The sequence below is a fragment of the Nostoc sp. LEGE 12454 genome, assembly GCF_056620565.1.
Genome location: NZ_JBWQXL010000014.1, coordinates 83,640 through 108,709, shown reverse-complemented (window position 1 = coordinate 108,709; position 25,070 = coordinate 83,640). Strand labels below are relative to the sequence as shown.

17 protein-coding genes are annotated in these 25,070 nt (G+C 40.9%); 10 read left to right on the top strand and 7 right to left on the bottom strand.

Annotated features, from left to right (window positions below):
- Positions 1 to 619 precede the first annotated feature (619 nt).
- The 4 genes from AC1F2U_RS17175 to AC1F2U_RS17160 all read left to right on the top strand — a co-directional run bounded on the left by AC1F2U_RS17175 (position 620) and on the right by AC1F2U_RS17160 (position 3,115).
- Complete coding sequence (locus AC1F2U_RS17175) at positions 620 to 1,639, top strand: RpoD/SigA family RNA polymerase sigma factor (RefSeq protein WP_480262193.1); 1,020 nt, start codon at positions 620 to 622, stop codon at positions 1,637 to 1,639.
- 115 nt (positions 1,640 to 1,754) lie between these two features.
- The gene (locus tag AC1F2U_RS17170) at positions 1,755 to 2,249 is read left to right on the top strand and encodes an ureidoglycolate lyase (protein ID WP_480262192.1); all 495 of its coding nucleotides are present in this window, start codon (positions 1,755 to 1,757) and stop codon (positions 2,247 to 2,249) included.
- A 218-nt stretch (positions 2,250 to 2,467) separates the two neighbouring features.
- Positions 2,468 to 2,815, top strand: a complete 348-nt coding sequence (locus AC1F2U_RS17165) for a translation initiation factor (protein WP_480262191.1) — start codon at positions 2,468 to 2,470, stop codon at positions 2,813 to 2,815.
- 141 nt (positions 2,816 to 2,956) lie between these two features.
- On the top strand, positions 2,957 to 3,115 hold the full coding sequence (locus tag AC1F2U_RS17160; RefSeq protein WP_322672109.1) for a YqaE/Pmp3 family membrane protein: 159 nt from the start codon (positions 2,957 to 2,959) through the stop codon (positions 3,113 to 3,115).
- Between the two features lie 422 nt (positions 3,116 to 3,537).
- Here AC1F2U_RS17160 and AC1F2U_RS17155 read toward each other — a convergent pair whose 3' ends face one another.
- The 4 genes from AC1F2U_RS17155 to lpdA all read right to left on the bottom strand — a co-directional run bounded on the left by AC1F2U_RS17155 (position 3,538) and on the right by lpdA (position 7,222).
- Positions 3,538 to 4,200, bottom strand: a complete 663-nt coding sequence (locus AC1F2U_RS17155) for a carbonic anhydrase (RefSeq protein ID WP_480262189.1) — start codon at positions 4,198 to 4,200, stop codon at positions 3,538 to 3,540.
- Between the two features lie 117 nt (positions 4,201 to 4,317).
- Positions 4,318 to 4,569 (bottom strand): DUF5340 domain-containing protein, encoded by a 252-nt coding sequence (locus tag AC1F2U_RS17150; protein WP_069072137.1) that lies wholly within the window; start codon positions 4,567 to 4,569, stop codon positions 4,318 to 4,320.
- 240 nt (positions 4,570 to 4,809) lie between these two features.
- On the bottom strand, positions 4,810 to 5,700 hold the full coding sequence (gene trpC, locus AC1F2U_RS17145; RefSeq protein ID WP_480262188.1) for an indole-3-glycerol phosphate synthase TrpC: 891 nt from the start codon (positions 5,698 to 5,700) through the stop codon (positions 4,810 to 4,812).
- Between the two features lie 97 nt (positions 5,701 to 5,797).
- On the bottom strand, positions 5,798 to 7,222 hold the full coding sequence (lpdA, locus tag AC1F2U_RS17140; protein ID WP_480262187.1) for a dihydrolipoyl dehydrogenase: 1,425 nt from the start codon (positions 7,220 to 7,222) through the stop codon (positions 5,798 to 5,800).
- A 427-nt stretch (positions 7,223 to 7,649) separates the two neighbouring features.
- On the opposite strand from lpdA, the gene AC1F2U_RS17135 reads away from it, so the two are divergent.
- Both AC1F2U_RS17135 and AC1F2U_RS17130 read left to right on the top strand, forming a co-directional pair.
- The gene (locus AC1F2U_RS17135) at positions 7,650 to 9,425 is read left to right on the top strand and encodes an SWIM zinc finger family protein (RefSeq protein WP_480262226.1); all 1,776 of its coding nucleotides are present in this window, start codon (positions 7,650 to 7,652) and stop codon (positions 9,423 to 9,425) included.
- A gap of 457 nt (positions 9,426 to 9,882) precedes the next feature.
- Positions 9,883 to 11,640, top strand: coding sequence for a ShlB/FhaC/HecB family hemolysin secretion/activation protein (locus AC1F2U_RS17130; RefSeq protein WP_480262186.1), 1,758 nt, complete (start codon positions 9,883 to 9,885; stop codon positions 11,638 to 11,640).
- 434 nt (positions 11,641 to 12,074) lie between these two features.
- Here AC1F2U_RS17130 and AC1F2U_RS17125 read toward each other — a convergent pair whose 3' ends face one another.
- Both AC1F2U_RS17125 and AC1F2U_RS17120 read right to left on the bottom strand, forming a co-directional pair.
- Positions 12,075 to 13,199, bottom strand: a complete 1,125-nt coding sequence (locus AC1F2U_RS17125; protein WP_480262185.1) for a hybrid sensor histidine kinase/response regulator — start codon at positions 13,197 to 13,199, stop codon at positions 12,075 to 12,077.
- 16 nt (positions 13,200 to 13,215) lie between these two features.
- Entirely contained in the window at positions 13,216 to 14,565 is a 1,350-nt protein-coding gene (locus AC1F2U_RS17120; RefSeq protein ID WP_480262184.1) for an ATP-binding response regulator, read from the bottom strand.
- 1,258 nt (positions 14,566 to 15,823) lie between these two features.
- On the opposite strand from AC1F2U_RS17120, the gene AC1F2U_RS17115 reads away from it, so the two are divergent.
- Complete coding sequence (locus tag AC1F2U_RS17115) at positions 15,824 to 16,546, top strand: response regulator transcription factor (RefSeq protein ID WP_104908003.1); 723 nt, start codon at positions 15,824 to 15,826, stop codon at positions 16,544 to 16,546.
- Positions 16,547 to 16,622: 76 nt separating this feature from the next.
- Here AC1F2U_RS17115 and AC1F2U_RS17110 read toward each other — a convergent pair whose 3' ends face one another.
- Complete coding sequence (locus tag AC1F2U_RS17110; protein ID WP_480262183.1) at positions 16,623 to 17,987, bottom strand: lipid-A-disaccharide synthase-related protein; 1,365 nt, start codon at positions 17,985 to 17,987, stop codon at positions 16,623 to 16,625.
- A 138-nt stretch (positions 17,988 to 18,125) separates the two neighbouring features.
- Between AC1F2U_RS17110 and AC1F2U_RS17105 the strand changes: the two genes are divergently transcribed.
- The 3 genes from AC1F2U_RS17105 (at position 18,126) to AC1F2U_RS17095 (ending at position 25,048) form a co-directional block, all read left to right on the top strand.
- A complete protein-coding gene (locus AC1F2U_RS17105) occupies positions 18,126 to 20,201 on the top strand; it encodes a BamA/TamA family outer membrane protein (RefSeq protein WP_480262182.1) in 2,076 nt (691 codons plus the stop codon).
- Between the two features lie 292 nt (positions 20,202 to 20,493).
- Entirely contained in the window at positions 20,494 to 22,728 is a 2,235-nt protein-coding gene (locus AC1F2U_RS17100) for a hypothetical protein (protein ID WP_480262180.1), read from the top strand.
- Between the two features lie 13 nt (positions 22,729 to 22,741).
- On the top strand, positions 22,742 to 25,048 hold the full coding sequence (locus tag AC1F2U_RS17095) for a COG1470 family protein (RefSeq protein WP_480262179.1): 2,307 nt from the start codon (positions 22,742 to 22,744) through the stop codon (positions 25,046 to 25,048).
- The last annotated feature ends 22 nt before the right edge of the window (positions 25,049 to 25,070 follow it).

Below are 25,070 nucleotides of genomic sequence, written 5' to 3'. Positions count from 1 at the left end.
AGCTAAGAAATGGATATTTTATATCTAATGAATTTTTATTTAATGATATTAATTTTATTGATAAGTAGACTATAAACACTTCAAAAAATGAATTGTTTGTTATTTTTTATAGTCGCTATTAATATTTTATCTCTTGGATAATAGAATCGTGGCTCAGTATTTTTAATTTTCCAGTAAGCGCATTGGATAACTAGACTAAATTTAATTGTTAATTGTATTTTAGAATATGCAAAAATCAATGATAGAGGAATGTAATTACTTCAAAGGATATGCTAATGATACTTTAGGTAATTGATTTGTGAGTGGTGATGATGTTACTATTAAGGGGTAGGTTGATTTTGGGTTTATTATCTCCAACAATTAACTTGTAATGTATCATAGACCAGAATTCATCAGTGTTGCAAATTGATTAGACCTTTTGCATAAATTACAAATTAATAAACCCACCTCGCCAAAGCGTAGCTTTGTCTACCTTCCCCAAAAGCGGCAAGGAAATTAAAGGATGGGGTGTTAAGTACTTTTGCAAAATATCTATGATTAGCAGTGTGAAATGGCTGTGGGTCTGAATATCTAGACTTGATACCAATAAATTGATGAGGTTACAGAGGAGCAAATAACCATGAGCAACTTAACATCTCCACATACCGAAGTTCAAAAAACAAAGAAAAAAAGTTTAGCCGCAGATAAAAAGCCTCGAGCTACAGATGATATTGTGCGTAGTTATCTGCAAGAGATCGGGCGTGTAGATTTGTTGACTCGCGAACAAGAGGTTATTTTTGCCCAACAAGTGCAGCAGATGATGAATTTATTAGCTGCTAAAGAAGAATTGGCTGTGAAATTAAACCACGAACCCATGCTGCAAGAATGGGCAGATCGGGTGGAATTAAGTGTCGAAGAGTTAGAGCAACAGCTAAATTTAGGACACCAAGCCAAGCAGAAAATGATTCAGGCTAATCTCCGGTTAGTGGTAGCTGTGGCGAAGAAATACCAGCACCGCAACCTGGAATTTATGGATTTAATTCAAGAAGGTACTTTAGGTTTAGAACGAGGGGTGGATAAATTCGATCCCGCTCTTGGTTACAAGTTTTCTACTTATGCTTACTGGTGGATTCGTCAAGGAATTACACGGGCGATCGCTCAACAAGGACGTACAATTCGTTTACCTATTCACGTCTTTGAGAAACTGAACAAAATTAAACGGGTGCAGCGAGAATTATCTCAACAGTTAGGTCGCGTTCCTAGTACTGCTGAAATTGCCACTGCCTTATCTTTGACACCTAGCCAAGTTCGAGAGTGTTTGTACTTAGCTCGTCAGCCCTTCTCTCTTGAGGCGCGAGTTGGCGAACAACAAGATACAGAATTGCAGGACATATTGGAGGATGATGGCCCTTCTCCCGAAGATTATGCCGTTGAAGAATCTCTCCACCAAGACTTACAAGACTTATTGGCAAAGTTGTCTCCCCAGCAGCGAGAAATATTAACCTTGCGTTTTGGTCTAACGGATGGGTATGAACTTTCTTTAGCACAGATTGGCGATCGCATGGGTATTAGTCGAGAACGGGTGCGTCAGATAGAACAAAAAGCTCTTAGTCTCCTCCGGCGCCAAAAAGAACAAGTACGTAGTTATCTAGCTAGCTGAGGTTATTTTTTCAGAATTTAGGACATTTAAACTCAGGAAGTCACCGTCATAGCTGTGTAAAATTCAGTCATTATGGGCGAAAATAAACTTAGATAATTTCTCTTAATGATTTGACATGAGCACATCAAAGACAGTGCAACAGTTGCAAGTGCAATGGGTGACTCCTGAAAACTTTCGGCGTTATGGACAGGTTATTTTTGCAAGTCTTGATGGCAAAACTTACGATGGGGAAGATGCCCAGTTAAAGCTGCAAAATGGGATTCCACGATTTTATATTATGCGGTTGGAGAAAATAGGACGAAAGTTTCACAAAATTACTCGCCATGTGCAATGCACTCAATGTCTGGGTTCTTTGGAAGGGAAGGATTGGTTAATTGCAGTTTGTCCTCCTCATAATGATGTGAATGAACCAACATTAGAAGAGATTGCTGCTTTCCGCATTCCGGGGAATTGTTTTATCAAGCTACATGAGGGTACTTGGCACGCTGGCCCCCATTTTGACCATGAAGCTGTAGATTTTTATAATTTGGAACTAGCTGATACAAATATGGTGGATCATTTCACCCATGATTTTCTCAAGAGTCATCAAGTAGAGTTTGAGATGGTTTAAGTAAAATTAGGTTTAATTATAGATATATACAAGCCATTTTCCTGGATCAGTTCAACCATTTGAATCTACTTTCTACCGAAGGAAAGATTAATTCAAGTATTACGTCAGTTTGGTTATGATGTATAGATGTGTAATGTTAGCCTAGAAATTGATATCCCAGTAGAATAGTTGCGTAGAACTTTCCACTGCTTTTGAAATTTTTCTTAAACATTCATTTTATGTCTTCTTCCAATTCTCAATCTTCTGACAAAAGCTTTGTATACCGCGAATTTGGCAACGACAACTCCGCCGCCACAGAAAGACCAATTCCAGAACTACCCCCACAACAACAAAATCTGAAAGTACAAGCTTCCCGCAAAGGGCGCAAAGGCAAAACCGTCACAGTCGTTAGCGGTTTTCAAGCCAAACCGGAAACTTTAGCAGATTTGGTCAAGCAGTTGAAAACCCAGTGTGGGACAGGTGGGACACTTAAAGACAACGAAATTGAAATTCAGGGCGAACACAAACAGAAAATTCTTGATATTTTGACCAAGCTAGGTTACAAAGCCAAAATTAGCGGTGGCTAATCTTGAGTGTGGTTTACCGTATCTAAACCGCGATCTGGATTAAGAGAGAAAATGTTATCTTTGAGAGGTACAAATATGCTTGAACAGTGGTGAATCAGTTTGCCAACAAGCTGTCTTTTCTGAGATAAACAGGAGGTTTAAATGGATTTAGTTCGGATTCTGTGTGCTATTTTTGTGCCGCCTTTGGGAGTTTTTTTACAAGTAGGTTTTGGTATAGACTTTTGGATTAATATACTTTTGACGCTTTTTGGTTACATTCCTGGAATTATTCATGCAGTGTGGATAATTGCGAAGAAATAATTTTTTGTCGGAGTAGGTTAATCGTATCCATATCGGTGTTACTAATTATGATAGAGGCAATTCATGAATTGCCTCTATAAAAAATATTAGGAAATTAATTGTTCTGTATTCGTAATATCAGGTTTGCTTAATACTTATAATGTTTGTAGGTTAGATTGAAGAAGAAAACCCAATATTTGATGCTTGTTCGTGTTCAGCTTCACTGATATTTAATCCAACTTACATTACTAGATTTTATTATCAGTAATCACCCAATCTTGACATTACTTAAATAAACAAAAAACTCTAAAAATACTATTTTATTTTTTAAATACACCTAAGCACTGCCCAATCAAACCCGATATCTAAATAAAATTTGTAAAAACACGATTTATCAACACTGTAATGCACGCTTTGGTGTGGCTGAAAATACCGAATTAACTCTAATTTTTTAACATAGCATAGAGCCTAAACTCTAGAAGCAAGGGGCAGATGTGCAATTGCCATTGCACAGTTGAAACGTTCAAATCTTTGATTAACCCAGTGCGTATATCTAGTACCCAGCCATGAACCATAGGCGCTTTTCGCTCATGGAGTACCTGACGCATGATGGAAGTTTGGTAAAGATTTTTCACTTGCGCCACAACATTGATTTCCGCCAAGCGATTCAGACGTTCTTCTCTTGTTGGCAAGGCATCAATTTCTTCTTGTTTCTCTAAATACAGTTCCCGAATTGGATTGACCCAGTTATCAAGAATTCCGATAGTTCTCCCTTCTAAAGCTGTCTTAATTCCTCCGCAATCGTAGTGACCACAAACGATAATGTGTTCTACTTTCAGGTGTAAAATTGCGTATTCTAAAACGGCTAAAAAGTTTATATCTGTTAGAGAAACTTGATTGGCAATATTACGATGTACAAATAACTCTCCTGGTTCAGTATGGGTAAACTTTGTTAATGCCAGACGACTATCAGAACACCCAATGTATAGAAAAGGTGGTGTTTGTCCATTAGATAATTCTTGAAAGTAAGTTGGATCTAGAGCTAGCTTTTCGGCAACCCAAGCCTGATTATTTCTGAGGAGTTCATCAATGCTGTTGTATTTCATCTTTCGTTAAATTCGAGAGAGAATCTCATCAATATTTTATTTTAACCGATCTACAGTTTTGTCTAAATCAAGATGAACTTTCTCTGAACTAAAATCTTATAAAGATGACAATCTTTTTCAATCGGGGGCAACAACTTTGCTATCGTTATGATGGTTGATTGACCAACGGTGATCGATAGTTACAGAGGAAAACTCGCAAATTTCTTCTAGTCGCTTTTGCTGTACAGCAGCTTTACGGAGAGTAATAATTAGTTGATTCACCTGATGCCGTAAATCTGGGTTATCATTTACTGCTAACATAGTTTGTCTTTCTAAGAGTTGAAGTATAAGTTCGTAGTGAATAGGCGAAGGTAGAGGAATTTGCTCCATGAAGTTAACTTTTGATTTCATATTTGGGATTTTGTATTAGTCACAGTTTATTTCTTGTTAATAAATTGTTACATAATAAATAACTAGTTGCTTATGGCTTTGGTTTGATTAGCAATGAAGATTTGGCAAAGATATTGATGATATTTGATAGCAAAGTGCTGCGTGTATACGCATAGTATGCCCAATTGCTCAACTATTATGTGCAGCCCTGCGCCTTTTAGGGCAGATGGGGTGTTTATTTCAAAAATTCCTCGGTAATATACGGGCGATCGCAGTGCCGGGATCTGGTTGTTTTACCAAAGATTCTCCAATGAGTACAGCAGATGCACCTGCTGTCAGCACTAAACTTAAATCTTCTGGGTTGTGTAGTCCTGACTCGCTGACAACAAGAATATTTTTCTCTTGCAATTGTCTACCCCTTGCAGCTAAAAGTTGGCAAGTAGTTTGCAGATCGACAGAGAAATCTTCCAAATTGCGATTATTGATTCCTACCAAGGAAACTCCATCTAAAGCTAGCACACGGTCAAGTTCTGCCAAGCTATGGACTTCAACCAAGGTTGCCATTTTCAGGTTGTTAGCAATTTTGAGGAAGTATTTCAAATCTTGATCGCTCAAAATAGCCGCAATCAACAAAATAGCATCTGCACCCTGAACCCGCGCCAAGTATATCTGATAAGCATAAACGACAAACTCTTTGCACAGTAGGGGCAAATCTACGGCAGCCCGAACCTTGGCTAAGTTTTCAAAACTACCTTGAAAAAACTTGACATCTGTCAGCACAGAAAGACAACTAGCGCCACCTTGCTGATAAGACAGGGCGATCGCTACTGGGTCAAAATCTTCTCGTAAAACACCTTTACTTGGTGAAGCTTTTTTAACTTCGGCAATCAATGCTGGCTTAGTCTTACCTTGGCGCAAGGCAGCGACAAAATCACGGGTTGGCGGCGCAGTCACTACCTGTTTCAGCAATTGTTGCAAAGGAACTTTTTCCCGCATTTGGTCATATTCTACTTCTTTCTGCCAGACAATTTCCTCCAAGATGTGGTTTGGCGCTGCATCAGGCACGACAGCCTGATAACGCAATATCGATACATCAATAGCTGGGTTAGGTGAACGGCGACGGATTTGCATAATTAGTCATTGGGCATTGGGCATTGGGCATTGGTCATTAGTCATTGGTCATTTGTCCTTATTTATTGACAAAGGACAAATGACACAGGACAAATGATTAAATGGCTCGTTTATAAGCTTCGTCTAGGACTTCCGAGAGTGTCGGGTGGGCGTGAACTAGATGTGCAAGATTGTGGACAGATTGACGGTTGGCGATCGCAGCTGACGCTTCATGAATTAAGTCTGAGGCGTGCAGCCCAAAAATATGAACACCTAAGACTTCTCCGGTGTCTTTGCGATATATCACCTTGGCAATACCGTCGGCTTCATTTTCTGCCAACGCTTTGGAATTTCCTTTGAAGTAACTCCTACTGGTGGCGATTTCAAATCCTTCAGCTTGTCCCAACTCTTTAGCTGCTGTTTCAGTTAAGCCTACATAGCTGACTTCTGGGTGGGTAAACGCCGCTGCGGGGATGCTGCGATAGTCTACTATTCTTTCCCTCCCAACTATATTTTCTACCGCGATGATGCCTTGAGCAGAAGCCGCATGTGCTAACATCATCTTCCCATTAGCGTCGCCAATTGCCCACAAATGCGGCACGACTTCACCTGCTGAGAGTACTGCCATGCGATCGTCTACTGGGATAAAATTCCGCCGATCGACTTCCACACCCACAGACTCTAAACCGAGATTTTTGGTCGCCGGGATGCGTCCCGTAGCCACCAAGCAAGCATCTACTTCGATGACATCTACATCTTCTTTGGTTTTGAAATCTGCTAACTCAATCACCACAGGTGAACCTGGGATAACTTTTTTGGCGTATATCCCGACTTTCGTTTCAATATCGCGAGGAGTAATTAGCACCCGTTCGGCAAGTTTGGCAATATCGCGGTCAAATCCTGGCATTAACTGATCTAGGGCTTCAATCAAGGTGATTTCACAACCCAAAGCTGAGTAAATATCAGAAAATTCTAAGCCGATGTAACCACTGCCAATAATTGCTACCCACTCCGGCAGTGATTCCAACTTCACACCTTGGTCGCTGGTAAAGACAGTTTTGCCGTCTACTTCAATCCCTGGAGGTACAAAAGGAATTGAGCCGGGCGAAAGGATAATGTCTTTAGCTGTGATGGTTTTTTCACCACCGTCTCCGATGATCGAGACTTTTTGCGCCCCAGCGATTTTTCCCCAACCTCTGATGATATCGACTTTTAGACGTTTGAGGCTGTTGGTTAAGTCGCCTTGAATTTTCGAGACGAGATCGTTAGCATGATTAGCGATCGCTTCGCGATCGAATTCCACGCTACCAATTTGAATTCCCAGTGACTTGAGGTGGTGGGCATTGCGTAACTCCCGCACGCGTCCAGATGCTGCCAGCAGCGCTTTAGAAGGAATACAGCCCCGATTAACACAGGTTCCTCCCATATCAGCAGCTTCAATAATTGCTGTTTTCAAACCACAACTTACGGCGTGTAAGGCTGCGCCATGTCCGCCTACACCAGCGCCGATAATGACTAAATCGTAATCATATCCTTGACTCACGTTAGTTTCCCCGTGTGCTTCGCCTATTTATTCTCAACTTGACCGACAATCAGCGCAACCCTTTTAACAGTTATCAGTTATCAGTTTTATCGCTGAACTCTAAATCCCTTACCTTACATTACCCTGACTGTTTACTGTTGACTGTTCACTGATTTCAGGTTCGGGTATTGCTAACTCAAATTATGATTCACTCACTTCTGGCGAAAATATGGATATTTTCATTATATGGGTTGGTTTTCCTAGAAAAGCGACGATTAATTAAGTGAGTATTTGCAGGGTAGTGGAGCTGATTTTAGTTTTGAGCTAGTTAATGAATAAAAATTGCAGTCTCATTCAGAGTCTCCACACCTTTTTCTTTACAGCGCGTTAGCGTAACACTAAGCTGGATTTAGGATTGATCCAGAAGATTTACGCAGGCGATCGCTCGATGTCTATTCCCCAAATTAGTGAATTTACTATCCGCCGTCATGCCAACGCCAAATCTTTCCAGCGAGGCGAGGCATATTATAACGCTGGTGCTGTCAATGCCGTTATCCAACGCGGTCATCTGGTTCAGGCAGATGTTGTAGGCACCGAAGCTAGACCTTATCATGTCAACCTGAATTTCGATAGTAGTGGATTAACCTCAGTAAAATGCACCTGTGCCTACGACTATGAAGGGTGGTGCAAACACATTGTAGCGACGATGCTCGTTTGTGCGCGTAACTCAGAAAATATTGAGCAGCGCCCCACCCTTGAAGAACTACTAAATCGCCTGAATTATATCGAAACTCAAAGGCTGTTGCAAGAGTTGGTAGCAGAATACCCCCCCCTAATTGAGGCAATTGACCGCCATGTAAGTTGGATGACGAATCCTGCTGACAACCAAACAACCATAAAATTTGTGCGCCGCAATACTCTCGATCCCGCTCCTTTTCGGCGGCAAGTACGGCAGATTCTCAAGGATACCGTGCGCTACTTTGAGGAGGGATACGAAGAAGACCCGATTGGCGAAGATTTGCTGAGTGTAGTCCAAACTGCGGTTGATTTTAGCGAACGGGGAGAAGGTGAAAATGCGATCGCTATTTTGTCAGCGATTACCTCTACCTGTGCGGAAAATTGGGATGATGTTGCCGACTACGGTGCTGAAAATGATGAAGTTGTCGCGGAATTAAATAATGCTTGGTGTGAAGCAGTTCTAATCGCCGAACTTACTCCAGAAGAAAAAGTTGATATTCAAATAAATTTAGAAGCTTGGCAAGATGAGTGGAATGCTGATTTTGGTCTAGTTATGGAGGCTTTACGCCAAGGTTGGGATTATCCGCCGCTGGTACAAGTTCTCCAAGGCAACATTACTGAAAGGGGAGCATGGGAAGAAGACGTACCAGATTATGCTGATGATTTGGCATTAATTCGCCTGAAAATTCTCGAACGTCAAGAACGTTATCAAGAATACCTGTATTTAGCAGAAGCGGAAGGGCAAACCCAGCAATATCTGACAATGTTGGGGCGTTTAGGCAGGGTGGAAGAAGCAATTGATGCTGCTCAAACCCAGATGAACTCAATGGAAGAAGCTTTTGCCCTAGCCAAAACACTCAGCGTTCAGGGAGCGTTACAGCAAGCACTAGATATAGCCCAGAGTGGATTAAATTTACCGGGTAATTGTCAGTATGAATTGGGAATTTGGACAAGTGATTTAGCTAGTGAGTTGGGTAATAGTGAAGTTGCTTTATTAGCAATCAAGGCAGCTTTTCAAATGAAGCCCTCCTTTGTGGATTACCAAAAGATGGCAGAATTAGCTGGGGAAAACTGGGAAAATGTCAAAACAGACTTGCTAAGAATTGTCCGTACTTATAATGGTTGGAGAACAGAATCAGCCAAGGTGGATATATTCTTGCATGAGGGGCTAATTGATGATGCAATTGCGATCGCTAGCGAACTAAGTTCCGATCGCTCAGAGTTAATTCACCGAGTTATGGATGCTGCTATCCCTCATAATCCTGGTTGGGTGATTGCTAATGCTCGTCGCCGTGCCGAAAAGATTATGGATGCAGGTAAAGCCGAATACTATTATTACGCGGTTGAATGGTTGAAAAAGGCGCGTAATGCCTACCTGGAATCTGGGAAGAAAGCTGACTGGTTAAGCTATCGGGAAAACTTGATGCAAACTCACGCTCGTAAACGTAAATTGATGGGAATGTTTAAGGAAAGTGGTATGGAGTGAAGAAGGCAGCAGGTAAGAGGTTTCAATGAGCTGTGTAGCTTATCTTTCAGAGACGCACAAGGGAAAGACCTACACTGATTGCAGCACACTAAATCAGAAATTTGGTATCAGATTTAACTGTAAAAAAAGCACGTAGATACTAGGCGTAGCTTGCTTCCACCTAGTGGTACGGGAAGCCTTTGACTACAGAAATTTTGCCTACCAAGGATTTCGGGCAACGCATAATTAATTTAATTTCACCAGATATCTCATTGATACGTTTAAGTCTGCAATCACCAGATGATTTAGCTTTTAAATTGAGATTTACTCAAGATACCAACTTTAGCGACAAAAGATGAAGTAAGATTCACATCTGAAGCAGTCCCCGTATAATCCCATAGTTACTGACAAAAAATAGTCCAGTGCGATGATTGATAAATACCCTCAGAATATTATAGTGTCCTGCTTGCCGCTGAGTATGCTTCTATTACTTAGCAGTACATATTTAAGTCCACTGAAAGCTCAGGCTGTTGATACTACACAATTACCAACTAGTGATTTCATCCTATCACAACAAATTCCACCACCACCACCACCACAGGACATACAACCACCCACACCTTCACCACTTCCCTCACCTGAAGTGCCACAGCCACTCCCCCCACCAGCAGAACTACTTCCACCCTCTGCCCCAACTCCCACACCTGATGCACCACTCCCTGGCAACTTTCCTCAAACTATTGTTGTTGAACGCTTTGAAGTTGTTGGTAGCACAGTTTTCAGTGCTGAAGAATTAGCCAAAGCCACTGCTGAATTTACCAAACGACCGATCTCACTGACTGAAGTGTATCAAGCACGTTCTAAAATCACCGATCTATATGTCAAAAAGGGTTACATTACTTCTGGTGCCTATATTCCACCTCAAACAATCCAATCTGGTGTTCTCAAAATTCAGGTGGTCGAAGGTAAATTAGAAGATATTCAGGTAACTGGGACTCGGCGGCTGAATCCGAATTATGTCCGTAGCCGACTAGCAATCGCGACATCACCGCCTCTGAATCGCCAGCGTCTATTAGAAGCCCTGCAACTTTTGCAACTTAATCCTTTGATTCAAAACGTGACTGCTGAACTCTCAGCAGGATCGCGGACGGGTACGAGTCTTTTGGAAGTTAAAATCAGTGAGGCAAAAACCTTTAGTGGCCAAATAGTTCTTGATAATGGGCGATCGCCTAGTGTTGGAAGTTTTCGACGCGGGTTAAGATTGAATGAAGCCAACTTACTCGGATTGGGAGATGGTCTGAGTCTAGGCTACACCAATACTGATGGTAGCAACTCCTTTGACGCTAGTTACACATTGCCTCTCAATCCGCGCAACGGAACGCTTACCTTGAACTATGGCACTACGTCGAGCAATGTCATTGAGCCTCCTTTCGACTTCTTAGATATCGAATCGGCTTCTCGCTACTACGAACTGACATTTAGGCAGCCAATAATCCAAACTCCTACACAAGAATTCGCTCTGGGGTTAACAGCTTCCCGACGCGAAAGTGATATCTCGTGGATACTACAGAGAGAGAACCCACCAGCTCCCCCCTCTTTACTTTCGCCTGGTGCTGATGAACAGGGACGCACCAGGGTATCTGCATTGCGATTTTTTCAAGAATGGACGAGTCGTAACAGTCGTGAAGTCATCGCCCTACGCTCTCAATTCAGTTTGGGCATAGATGTGTTGAATGCCACGGTTAATCAAGATCCTCCTGATAGCCGTTTTTTTGCTTGGCAAGGGCAAGCGCAGTGGGCACGCCTTTTAGCTCCTGAAACCTTATTTTTATTACGTTTAAATACGCAACTTGCATCTAGAACACTTTTGCCTATAGAGCAATTTGGCTTAGGTGGGCAGGATAGCATTCGCGGCTACCGTCAAGATTACCTGCTGACAGATAATGGCACTTTTGTTTCTGCGGAAGTTCAAATACCGATTCTGCGCTTACCCCAAATAGATAGCATCTTACAGGTTATCCCCTTTGTGGATTTTGGTGTTGGCTGGAACAGTTCTGGTAGAAATAATCCCGATCCTAATACTTTAGCTGCTGTTGGTCTGGGGTTGCGTTGGGCACAGGGCGATCGCTTCACCGTTCGTCTTGATTGGGGTATTCCTTTAATATCTGTTAACTCAAATGAGAGAACATTACAAGAAAATGGTTTGTATTTTAGTTTACTCTATAATCCTTTTTAACTGCTGTCCATGTCCACCCTATTAAGAGTTGAGAGTGGACATGGACAGTAGTCAACTATGAAAAAATGATGATTATCTAGATTTTTATAAAAAAGACCCTGGGTTATGATTCCAGGGTGCATACACGTTTTTCAGGCATTAATAGGTTGAATAATAACTTTGTAAAATAGTTATTTCTACTATCTATAGAATGATACAAAATAGAATTTCGTTATACTAGTCTATAAATACATCTACCGTTGGGAGTATACAAATATTGGAAGAGGCAAGTTATCTGGCAGTATTCTGATTGGATTAACCTTCAAATCCTGCTGTAATTAATCTATATAATTTCAGCTAAATTTATTTTTGTTGGAAGCATCAAAACACATCCAAAATAAAATGCAATTGTCTTGGGAGATATCCGCAAAATAATCAGTGTAAAGGAGAATAACTTAAGTATTTTTAGGTAGTTGCACAGTAAATAAACTACCTTTCCCTACTTCAGAAGCGACCTTAATAGTTCCTGCGTGCCCTTCTATAATGCGATGGGATAGATGTAGTCCTAAGCCACTACCCGAGCGTTTATTTCTGCCTTGGCGAAATCGCTCGAAAATTGTTGCCCGATCTTCTGGCGCAATTCCATATCCTGTATCTTCTACCTCAATGATTACCGAATCTCGATCTCCTGAATTAGATGATGTTTCATAAATGCGGATTGTTATGCCTCCTGTATCTGTAAATTTAATGGCATTTGCAATCAGGTTGTTTAACACTCGCCGTAATTCTAAACGATCGCCCATGATAACAGCAGCGTTTGGACTCAGTGGATCTAATTGACGGGTATCAATTTCCAGAGTCAAGCCTTTTTCATTAGTTAGAGGACTTAGTTCGCTGACTACTTCTTGAGATATCTCACATAAATCGCATTCCTCCCAATTCAACGTTTTTTTACCCGCCTCGAAGCGATAGACTTCTAATAGGGTGTTAACCATTTCCATCAAATTTTGGTTACTGCGAATCATAACTGCGATCGCTTGTTTCATTTCTGGCGAAATTTTGCAGAATGTTTCCATTTCAAACAAATTCAACATGCGATCGGCGGCTACTAGGGGAGTTCGCAAATCATGAGTCAGACGGGAAACAAAGTCTTCCCGTTGACGGGCCATTTTTTGTTGTTCGTCCAGACTGTGCTTGAGACGTAATAGCGATCGCACCCTTGCCAGTAGTTCATCAGTATCAAATGGTTTACGAATAAAATCGTCAGCACCAGCATCCAAACCTTCGACAACGCTGGATTGATGAAAGGCAGTAATTAATAGAATTGGAATATAAGAGATTGCAGGGTTATTCCGAATCCGACGTGTGACTTCATAGCCATCTATCCCCGGCATCATTACATCTAACAGAATCAGATCGGGTGGAGATTGCTCAATTTTCCGTAAAGCTTTTATTCCATCTGAAGCCAAATCAATTTCATACCCCTCACTTTCTAAAATTGCTTGAACCAAAATCAGATTATCTTGAGTGTCGTCAACTGCTAATATCCGATAAATTTTATTATTTTCAACTACAGACATGATTTATAAATTTTTATCAGTTTTTTTGGAAGTAATTTTTAAATTTAGGATATTCTATTGGTGCTTTCCTGGCTTGAGAAGATGACTGATGAGGATTTTGTGCAGGAGAAAAAAAATCGTCGTTATCTAACTGCGAAGCTGGAGCATTGGCTGCTACAGTCGGTAATGTAATTTGACGTGGTAATTCAATTTTAAATTTTGAACCAACCCCCAATTTGCTCTCAAGAAATATTTTACCGCCCATCATTCGCACTAGCGAATCTATAATTGCTAAACCCAGACCCGTACCTGGATATTTGCGAGTGATAGTTTGATCGACTTGCCGAAATGCTTCAAAAATATGTTTAAAATCTCTGGGGGCTATGCCAATACCTGTATCTTGAACGATGATTACTACTCGATTTTCAGGTAGTTCTTTAACTTCAACCCAGATTTCACCAGACTCTGTAAATTTAATGGCGTTGGAAAGCAGGTTAATCAAAATCTGTTTGACACGAACTGGATCGTTAAATATCAAAGGATTTTGCAAATCGGTTTGTACTAACAATGAAAGATTTTTAGCATCAGCTAGGGAACGCATTTCACTGATAACGAGATTGATTACCTTTGATATATCAAATCTTTCTGCCTTTAAATCTAATCCTCCTCCCTCCAGCTTGGAAAAGTCGAGAACTTCATTGAGTAGCATCAGTAAATGCTTCCCATTATTCAAAATGCGCTCAACCATATCTGCTTGCTGGCGCGTTAGTTGGCCGAACTTAGGACGCAAGAGTATTTGTGAAAAACCAATAATCGCATTCATCGGCGTTCTCAGTTCGTGGGAAATAGTTGCCAAAAAAAGGGATTTTAGACGTGATGCCTCCAATAATTTGAAGTTTTGTATTTGAATCTGTTGCTGTTGTCTCTCCAATTCTTGGTTCTTAAAAATGAGTTGTTCATGAGTTTCTCTAAGCTGCTGATTTGCCAAATCTGCCTGTATTTCCGCCCGATAAATCCGAATTGCATTCCGCAAAACCTGCGACAAAGTTTCTGGGGATATTCTAGACTTAGAGAGATAGTCTGTAGCACCAGCTTCCAATAATCGGAGAGTAATTTCTTCATCTCCTTGACCAGTTAAGACTACTAAAGGAACTTTAATTTCTGAAGAACGTAGCTGTTGAATCAAGGTAAGTGCGTCCCGATCTGGTAAACGATAGTCGAGGAAAACACAATCGTAAGTAGTAATGCTTAAGACAGAGAATGCTTCATTACCATTGCCTACTTCAGACAGTTGCATCTGAACACCTGCTTTAGTCAGGGCAGAACAGATTGCTATCCGGTCTACTTCGTCATCGTCTACAACCAAAATTTTCAGCGTCTCTTCCATCGGTTTTAATTTTCGCCGCCAAACATAGGTTGATGTATAAGATTTATCTTTTTAGATTATCCAACTAAAGAATATAAGATTTTCGGACATCTAAAACCTGTAATTTGATTGATTAAGATATTTTGCATAAGATCCACTTTAATACCTGCTTGACATTCATCACATGAACTTCGTTATCCTCCATTAGTAGTATGTCGAGCGCTCTTTCGGGTCTTTCCTTGGGTTGAATTGAGTCTGTTGTACCTTCAATCTGGTTAATTTACCAGATGGTAACTAAACTCCTAACAAATGACCAATGTCTGGCAAAAAATTAGTAATTAACAAGCAGACACCGCTGATATAAAGTAAAATAAAATACTTTACCAAGCTTAAAACAATTGTAGATGAGTGAGGAAGGCACCGTCGTCAGTCATTGGTGAGAGTTGCATCCGATTATCGTGTACCATAAGCTTGAACTGTTTTACCTATCAGGTTAGTTAGACCAGGTAAATAAAAAAGTAATATCTATAGCTATTTGTGAATCTGAAGTAATCCTACCTCCTGAAATTTCAACAATTTTCTTAGCGATCGCCACATCTGTGTTAGTATTTATCCAGTTATATCGAACTTATAGATGTTCGCAAAATTACCAAAACTTAATTGCGAAGAAAGGTTCCCGACAAAAGTTAGGCAAAAATTCAAAACCCAAAAGGGGAGAGGTTCGCACAGAGCGGCTTGTATTATATGCTGTAAAAAGTCATGACGGAAAAGTTCGTTACAAAGGACTACGAATTACTTTGCTGTTTCTGATTTCCACAAATTTTAACGCTGCCTGATTCCCTTCCATGAGGATCTCTATTGGCTCTATCAATCGGATGAATCCAAAGGTTTGATTAAAATCGCTCGCAACCAGCTTTTACTTTCTCGTAAAGCAACTTTCACATGCTGTAATTTTTTCATTTTCCTAAGCTTTTTTTAAAGTTTGATCCAAAATAATACTAATTAACGGATGGAACATGACAACTCAAAGCTAAATTATCAGCAAGGAGGAGCAATTTAGCATTCGTTTCAATATTTCATACTTTTTGTGTAACTATCTATATATCTCCAGCTAGATTTGTCCTCTATCTAAATGTAAAAATTTTGGCTATTTGTTATTTCTATCGGTGGATGCAGACAGGTTGAAATATCATCTATCTTGAGTTTGGGAAAATAAGGGATAATAGTTACAAAAGGCAATATTTTGAAAGATGCAAACAGCGCAAGAGTGAGTGTAGCGATGAATGAAATTAGTATTATTTTAATTGAAGATCATGACTTAACGCGAATGGGACTACGAGCAGCATTACAGTCTCATAGTGCATTGAAAGTAATTGGGGAAGCGGCAAATGCTACTCAAGGGTTAAAACTTTTAGAAACGGCAAAGCCAGATGTAGCGGTAGTGGATATCGGCTTGCCTGACATGGATGGCATCGAACTCACTCGTAAATTCAAACGCTCCCAGGCTGAAAATGGGCAATCTACGACGAAGATTCTCATCTTGACAATGGATCATACAGAGGATGCCGTACTTGCAGCCTTTGCAGCTGGCGCTGATTCTTATTATATGAAAGAAACCAGCATCAGTAAATTAACTGAGGCAATTCAAGCAACTCATGGCGGTAACTCTTGGATCGATCCGGCAATTGCCAACGTGGTATTGCGGAAGATGCGCCAAGGTATTCCTGGAGAAAGTCAAGGTTCTGACAAGCCGAAGACTGTAAAAATTGAAGCGCTGGCGACAGAATACGAGCAAGTTTTGGAAACATACCCTCTAACTCAACGGGAACTGGAAATCCTAGAGTTGATTGTAGCTGGGTGTAGCAATGGGCAAATTGCCGAGAAACTCTACATTACAGTTGGTACTGTAAAAACCCACGTTCGTAATATTCTAAATAAACTATGTGCTGATGACCGTACCCAAGCTGCTGTGAGAGCTTTACGTTCTGGATTGGTGGCGTGAGGGATTAGGGACAAGGGAGATGAGGGGACGGGGACAAGGAGAATAACCTACCACAATGCCCCATACCCACTGCCCATTATCCCAATTTTTCCCGCAAGCAATTAGCAATACGTAGTGCTGCTCCCGGTTTGCCCATGCGTCGCCCACCATTTTCAGCAATAATTTGCAAATTATCAGGGTTTTTGAATAGGGATTGTACAACCTTCGCTACATCTGCTGGTCGATCGATTAAAATCAAAGACGATCCGAGAAGACGACTTTGAGATTCAGCAAAGCCAAGGTTATATTGTGGCCCATTACCGGGAATTGCGATCGCAGGTTTGCCTAAACCGATAAACTGTTCTGTGGCTGTACCTGCCATTGCGATCGCTAAATCTCCCAAATGCAAGCAATCATTATAGGCTTGTTGTGTTAATAGCAGATAAGCATTTCTCTGTTTAAATATCAAGACATTTGGATCGCGAAGTTGGATAGGAGATGCTGATTCAGCGCGCCAGCCTTGGGATTGCACGCTTTGGGATAAAATATTAGAGTCTAAACCAGGAGCGATCGCACCTAAAAACACTACTTTGTTAGAACTATAAAAAATTGAATCTCGCTGTTGAAAACTTGTCATCAATGCAGATACGGCAATCATAATTGTTTCCCAGTTGCTGTATGCTTCTGGTTGACGAGAACCAGGAAGAAGAGTCACTACAAAAGGTCTAACTGTCTCTTGCTGTTGGATATTCTGACTATAAAATTGTTGGCGTGAAAACGTCGGTTCTAGACCATCCATCATGGGATTACCCAAATAAAAAGCTGGAATTGGCCATTGTTTTAATGTTTCCGTTGTTAGCGCATCTCTAAGGAACACAGCCTTACAACGGCGACGACTCATTAACCAACGTTCCCAAGGATGGTAAACTGAACCAGAAAAGTTTTCCCAACCTGCGTCTTTAGATTTTCGTGGTAATAACCCAGCTTCATCTCGCACATGATATTCAGATTTTGCCGTACCGACAAAAGCATAATTAGCGCCACTGAATGTTGCAAATAACAGTGGCAAAATATCTCCCACTGCTAAAATCGCTCTTCTATTACCTAATTTTTTTTGAGAACTTACCCAACGACGGATAGCTTTAATTTGGCTGAGGGTAAGTTGCAATAAACCACCGCGTACATCCCGCGCTAATTGGCGGCCATCCATATAAATAAAGCCGCCAGAAGGCATATTCAGCACTGAACCGATAAAGGGGATATCCAACTGTTCATAAGCACGTCCTTCACCCACCAGAGGCAAAGCAAATATCTCTGGTGGGTTTGGTTGTCGTTGGAGTTCTTCCAAAATCCGAACTGCGATCGCATCTTCCCCATGACCATTACTTAATACAAGTAACCGCAAAGGAGAAGTAGCAGATTGGGAGTTAGAAGCTAGAGATGACCGAGATAGATTATTCATAGAAACAAAATATCAAAATTAACTGTCTGTTTGGGTAAGAGGTATAAATAGGGAAATCGACAAGGAAGCTGGAAGTTAGTATTATCCCTATTCGCTAGCGTCTCTACAACTAACTCCCAGTTAATTAGGTTAAATATTATGCGAGTTTCTACTACTGCTATTTTTACTTTAGCTACTTTAGCTGCTGGCAATGTTACTCAGCAAGCAACGGCTGCACCTGCTAAAACCGTTACTCCAACTGCAAAAGCTGGTAATTTAGTGGTGCCGATAATTGAAGACACTCCCGCACGGGTAGAGACAATTGCTTCCCCAGAAACTATAGTTGCACAACAATTTTCCCAAAATCCCGTCGCCGTGCAAACGAGTGCAAACAAAAATTCCCCAGTAGTCTTAAAATCAACAGACAAGGGAAATTCATCAGTAACGCTTCTTCCCACTCCCTCTTTTTCTCCTTCATCCCCCAAAACTCCTCCTACTGAGGACGATTTAGTAGTCAGAGCTACAGATGTACGGGTGGTGGGAGCTAATCAAGAATTACAGCAAATCATTCGCCAGGTAATTAAAACCCAGGTGGGTGGAGAAACCAGTCAAAGCCAGTTACAAAGAGATGTAACAGCAATTTTAAATACAGGTTTATTTAGTAGTGTCAGTGTGAATAGCTTTAACACACAGGCTGGATTGAATGTAGTATACCAAGTCCAACCAGTGATAGTGCGATCGCTGCAATTATCTGGTGCTAAAGTACTTACCTATCAAGTCGCCCAACAAAGTTTGCAATCTCAGATTGGAACCACCATCAGTCCCAGTGGACTGCAACAAGCAGTAGCACAAATTAACAAGTGGTACGCCGACAATGGTTATAACTTAGCGCGGGTGCTATCAATTAAACCCAGTTCTCAAGGCATTCTCACTGTGAATGTTGCTGAAGGTTTGGTGAGTGATATCAAATTTCGCTTTGTCAATGATGAGGGTAAAACCGTAGATAGCAAGGGTAATCCCGTTGGAGGACGCACCAAAGCAGATTTTCTACAACAACAACTCAAGTTGAAACCCGGTCAAATTTTCCAAGAAAATGTCGTAAAACAAGACATTCAACAGCTATATCGTACTGGTTTATTTGAAACTGTGAATGTTGCCTTAGAAGGAGATGCGACAAAACTTGATTTAGTCTACCAACTCAAAGAAACTGGGGCGCGTGGTGTTAACTTGGGTGGTAGTTATAATGCCGATCAGGGATTGGTAGGTACAATCAGCTATCAAGATCAGAATGTCGGCGGTGTTAATGATACTTTAGGTGTGAATGTTGGTGTAAGTAGCCGAGACTTGCAGTTTAATACCAAATTTACTAGCCCCTATCGTATAACTAACCCCGATCGCTTCGGCTACACTGTAAATGGTTTTCGTAGTCAGGAACTTTCGGAAACCTTTGATGACAAGATTAAGCTAGCTAACGGCGATAAAGTACGAGAAGGCCAAATTGGCGGTGGTGTCAGCTTGCAGCGACCAATTGATGATTGGAATACCTCATTAGGATTAAACTATACCCGAACTAGTATTCGCGATCGCCAAGGTAATATTACCCCAACTGACGTTCAGGGCAATTCCCTATCTGCGAGTGGAACTGGTATTGACGACCTAACTACCGTATCCTTCACCGCCATCAAAGATAAACGGGATAATCCCCTCAATCCAACTCAAGGTTCCGTTTTGAGTCTGAGTACAGAACAATCTATACCCATCGGCGAAGGTAATATTTCCCTCAATCGCCTTAAAGCCAACTACAGCCAATATTTACCAGTACAGTTATTTAACAGCAAACAGCCACAAGTATTTGCGGTGAATGTCCAAGCCGGTACCGTCCTTGGGAATTTACCGCCCTACGAAAGTTTTAACTTGGGTGGTTCCAACTCAGTGCGCGGTTACGATTCTGGAGAAGTTGGCAGTGGGCGCAGTTATGTGTTGGCTTCGGCAGAATACCGTTTCCCCGTTTTACCAATCGTAGGCGGTGTATTGTTTGCCGACTTCGCCTCAGATTTAGGTTCTGGTGATACTGTATTAGGAGATCCGGCAGGTGTACGTGATAAACCAGGTTATGGTTTTGGTTATGGGGCGGGAGTGCGATTAAATTCACCACTAGGCTTAATTCGGGCTGACTATGGCATTAACGACCAGGGAGAAAGCAAAGTGCATCTAGGAATTGGGCAGCGATTTTAATTTGAGTTCAGGCGTTGCTGAGAAAGTTATATCCAAAAACTAAATATGCGTTATTCAGAATCCTTGTAGAGACGTAGCAGTGCTATGTCTCTACATTCTTTTTAGCTCATATCTCTATTAGCGATCGCCTTTGAAAATGACTTTTATAAATTGGCCAATTTATTACACAATATTTAATAGTATATAAATTTCAATAATCAAAGGAAAAAAGCTATTGTCACGTTTTCACGAGACATTAATTTTTTAATAGCGCTAGTCATGCAGAATATAAAAAAATATTATAAGTAATAGCATGGAAAAAAGTGTTATTAATGCCAGCCTTTCTACTCAGAACCTAACCTTTCGTCCAGGTGATACTCCTGTATCATTTGAGGTAACTGTCAATAATGACAGCGATCGCTTCGTCAATTTTCAGATAGAAATTACCGCGGCGGGAGAAATTCGCAACACAGGATATCGCTGGTATCGACTCGAACCAGAGGTAGCGGCAGCCAAGCCACCGGGCAGTAGTACCATCTTCCAAGTTTTCGTATTCAATACACCCATTCCGGGATTTGTTGGTACTGTCAACCTGATGGTAAATATTTTTTCACCACAATTAGCACAACAGTCCAGACTTGTGCTGCGCCTGAAAATCGAGCGAGACAACAGACCAACACATTTAAGTGTAGAATTACCTGTACGAGAGTTCCAAGTTTATCCCCGCAATTCTGTCGATATACCAGTACGGGTGCGGAACTTGGGGCAGCAACCAACTGAGGTAATGCTACGTTTTACAGGCGTCGATCCGTCTTGGCTAGCTGGCAGTGCAGAACGGCGATTACCCTTAGATCCAGGTGGTTTAGCAGAAGCTACATTCCAATGCCAACCACCTTCTGTAGTGCAAGCGCCCAGTCAAAATTACCCTTTTACTATTGAAGCTGTTAGCAATAATGGTTATCCAACTAATGCTGAAGGCAATATTGAAGTTTTGCCAGTAGGTTTTATAGACTTTACTACCAGAGAAAAACACCTGAAAATTCCCAGCAAATCGGCATGGTTGCCTGACTGGAAATCTGATACAGCTTCCTTTGAATTACTATTTAAAAATGCTAGCAATCTCAATCAACAAATTAATGTGCAGATGCAGGGTAGAGACTGGCGAAAATGTAGTTTTAAAAAGCTTCCCGAAACTGCCAATCTTCATCTAGGAGAGACAAGTAAAGTCATCCTCGATGTTAAAACAAAACGCCCTTGGGTGGGAATCGGCAAAACTCTATTATTAGAGGCTAAATCGGAATTATCCGATCAACGTTTAGGAAGTACAGACCCAGCCACGCAGACATTAGAAGTAAAGACTCTGCCAATTATACCTTTATGGCTACAATTAGCTGCGATCGCACTATTAGCCGCACTCCTCGCATTAATCCTGCAACCAAGAGGTGTAATGCATACGCGTTCTGTAAACTCAGTGCGTTTTAGTGGCATTGGTTTATCTGTGGTCAGTGGCTCAGATGATTGCACCTTAAGGCTTTGGAGAATTGGTGCTGATAGCTTAAACCCCGATGATACGGTGACATACGCTGGGCAACCCCTTGCTTGCGACCAAGCACAACAGCCCAAAGGCTTGATGGCGATTACCGATGATGCTGTAGAAGTCTTGCGCTTCATGCCGTTACAAAATAATCGTGTTGCTGTTGGTTTAGATAATGGTGTAATTGAACTCAGAGATGTTCCTTCAGGTGTAAAGATTAGCCAACTTCAAGACCTTAAAGATCCTAAAGCAAAAGGCGATCGCGTTTTTGACATAGCTTTCACCTCAAACTCACTTAACTTATTCAGTGGGTATGGCAGCGGTAAAGTGAGACTATGGTCAAGACCAGCGCCTAACAGCGATTTTCTGCCAGAACCGCAAGTTATTGACGTACAAAGTAGATTGAAACTCTCAGGTTTCCAAGTCCGGGCATTAAATCTCAGCCCAGATGCAAAAACTCTAGTAATTGCTGGAAACTTTAAGCGTTTTATATTGTGGCAATGGAATCAAACTCAATCTGATAAACAATCGCCAAGTTTATCAGTACAAAATCTAGAAAAACTAGACCCATTAGTTGGGCCTGAAGACTTTATTTGGGGATTAGCTTTTGTTCCTGACTCAACAGGAAAAATCCTGGCAACTTCTGATTCTGCGGGATTTATTACCATTTGGGATTTAAATCAGTGTCAAACTATCAAAAATCCGAATCCGCTAGAAAAAGTAAATCAGCTTAATTGTTCGCAACTAGACCGTTGGTCAGCATCAAAAACATCTGTGCGGACTCTAGCATTTAGTGACGATGGGAGTCTCTTAGTAAGTGGTGGCGACGATGGACGAGTCGTAGTTTGGTATTTAACTCCCGAACATAAGCTTGACAAAACAAGAGCAGCAGAAGGTAAAACAATTTACCAAAGCTCTAAAAAAATCAATAGTATCGACTTGAAAACTAATCAAGGAACCATGATTGTGAGTGGTGGTGAAGATTTTCAGGTCAAATTACACCGCATCAAATAAGGGAATCAATGACATGCAAGCTAAATTCAATCCACTGCAAGTTATTATCAACCCACCTGGAATTCAATTTGGGATGCCAGGAGATACCATTGAACTCTATATTGTTGTAATCAATCAGGGAAATCAAAGTGCGGTTATTGACTTATATTTTGTTTTTGACGAAGTATTTCAAAATTTAACCGGCTGGTCTAGTTCTCCCAGAGAAAGTTTAGCATTAGCTCCAGGGCAAAATAGTGACGAAGTAAGATTTGAGTTTCAAATTGCCGCAAATGCTCTCCCAGGAACCTATGACTATACACTAGTCGTAGATTCTCCTCTACATTATCCACAAGATACTCCCATAACCTTCGCAAACCAAATTAAGGTTCTGCTAAAAGAACAGACCGCAATTCGGGTGAACGACCCGACATTTTCCATTAGACCTAACACCAACCCCAACAAACCGTTAATTTTCAATCCTAGTGAGCCTTTGCAAGTGGAGGTAATAGTTGATAATCGCTCTTATCTCGTAGATAGATTCCGCTTGAGTTGTCCAGATTTAGACGATGACTGGTTCACAATTAATTATCCTGCAACTGGATTTGAGGGGCCAGGATTAGTGTCTGACGTGACTGCACTAGAACTCAATCCTGGTAATCAAGGTCAAATATTGTTGAAATTTCACCCACCTGGGGATACCCTTGCGGGAAGCTATTCTCCGACAATCCGCTTGTATTCAGAAAACTCTCCAGATTTAGTACTACTGGATTTGGTGTATATCCAAATTCCGACAAATTATCGCTTAGATATACAACTTAATACCATCTTGGGACAAGTTAGCCGTAGTCTTGGCAAGTACGAGTTATCACTAGCTAACCAGGGCAATATTGTCCGCGAACTGATATTAAACTTAAAAAGTCGAGACGAAGAAGAACTATATACTTACAAATTCGATCCTACTGAAGTCAGATTATTACCTAATAGAAGTGCTGTGGCTAATTTGACGGTCAAACCCAAACCTTGGTGGCGACGACCGTGGTTTGGTGCAGGGCTAGCGATCAACTTTCAACTCGATATCAAAGACCAACAGAATTTACCCCTACCGAACACACTGCCTCAAGGAACTTTGGTATGGAAACCCCGTCCTTGGTGGCAATTTCTTCTATTAATTTTGGCAATATTGGGGTTATTGGGAGGGATAGGATTTATAATTTGGCGAATTTTAAACCCCGATCCTTTGAGATTAGAAAATTTTAGTGCAAATGACTCTCAAATTACTGAAGGTGATGAGGTAGCTTTAAACTGGGAAATTCATCAATATAAACAGTTAAAAAAGTTAGTTTTGACGGCTAAAGGTTCCCAACCTATTCAGCCTATTACTTATGACTTTAGCAATGGTATTCCTGAAACACTGGGTAAAGGAAGCACTAATGAAATCCCTCCTTGTCAGGTACAAGATAAACAAGAGTTAATTTGTAGCAACGTTAAAACTGGAGTGAAAACAAAAGGAAATTACACTTTTGAGTTACAAGCCTTTTATCGCAATGGTATACAAATATTTTCCCGAACTAACCAAGTAGTAGCACAAACTACCCAAGTAGAAATTGCAGAAAAACCAATTGCATCAGTAGTTAATTTTCAGCCAGATAAGCCCCAGTACACAAAAGGTGAAAATATTTTTTTTAGTTGGACAATTGCACGTCCATTATTGCTGTCACAACTACAGATTGTCGGCAATGCAGATGATGGTACATCTTATGGTGAACCAGTTACTTACAAATTTAATCAAGGCAATATTACAGACCCCAAAGTTAAAAAACTATGTATACAACAAAATCAACAACTGCAATGTAAAAATATTCCTTTATTAGCAAATAAAGTGGGAAGTTTTGCATTTGAAATTAAAGCTATTTCTAACAATGGAAGCGACAAAATCAGTTCTAAAAAAGCTGAATCAAAAATTCCAATATTACCCAAACCATTTAAGATTGTCTATTTCAAAATTAACGGTAGCGAACAACCAAATTTGGTTCTCAATGAAGGAACATCTGCTATTCTGAGTTGGAGAGTAGAGGGAGAAAATATTCAGGTTAAACTTCTACCATACGGCAATGACGTTCCAGCAGTTGGTTCAACCAAGTTTCCAGTAAATCAAGCCTTCCCAGCTCAAATCGGACTGCTAGTCAATGATATATCTGGTAAGCAACAACCCCAGCAAAAAGGATTTGCAATCACAGTCCTCAAAAAAGTAGAGCCTACTCCTATACCTGGCATTAACCCAATTCCACCTACTCTGCCACCTAGCAATAGCCCATTTAAGACTCCCTTACCTCAGAGATAACTTTTTGAGCGATGTGAAAAGC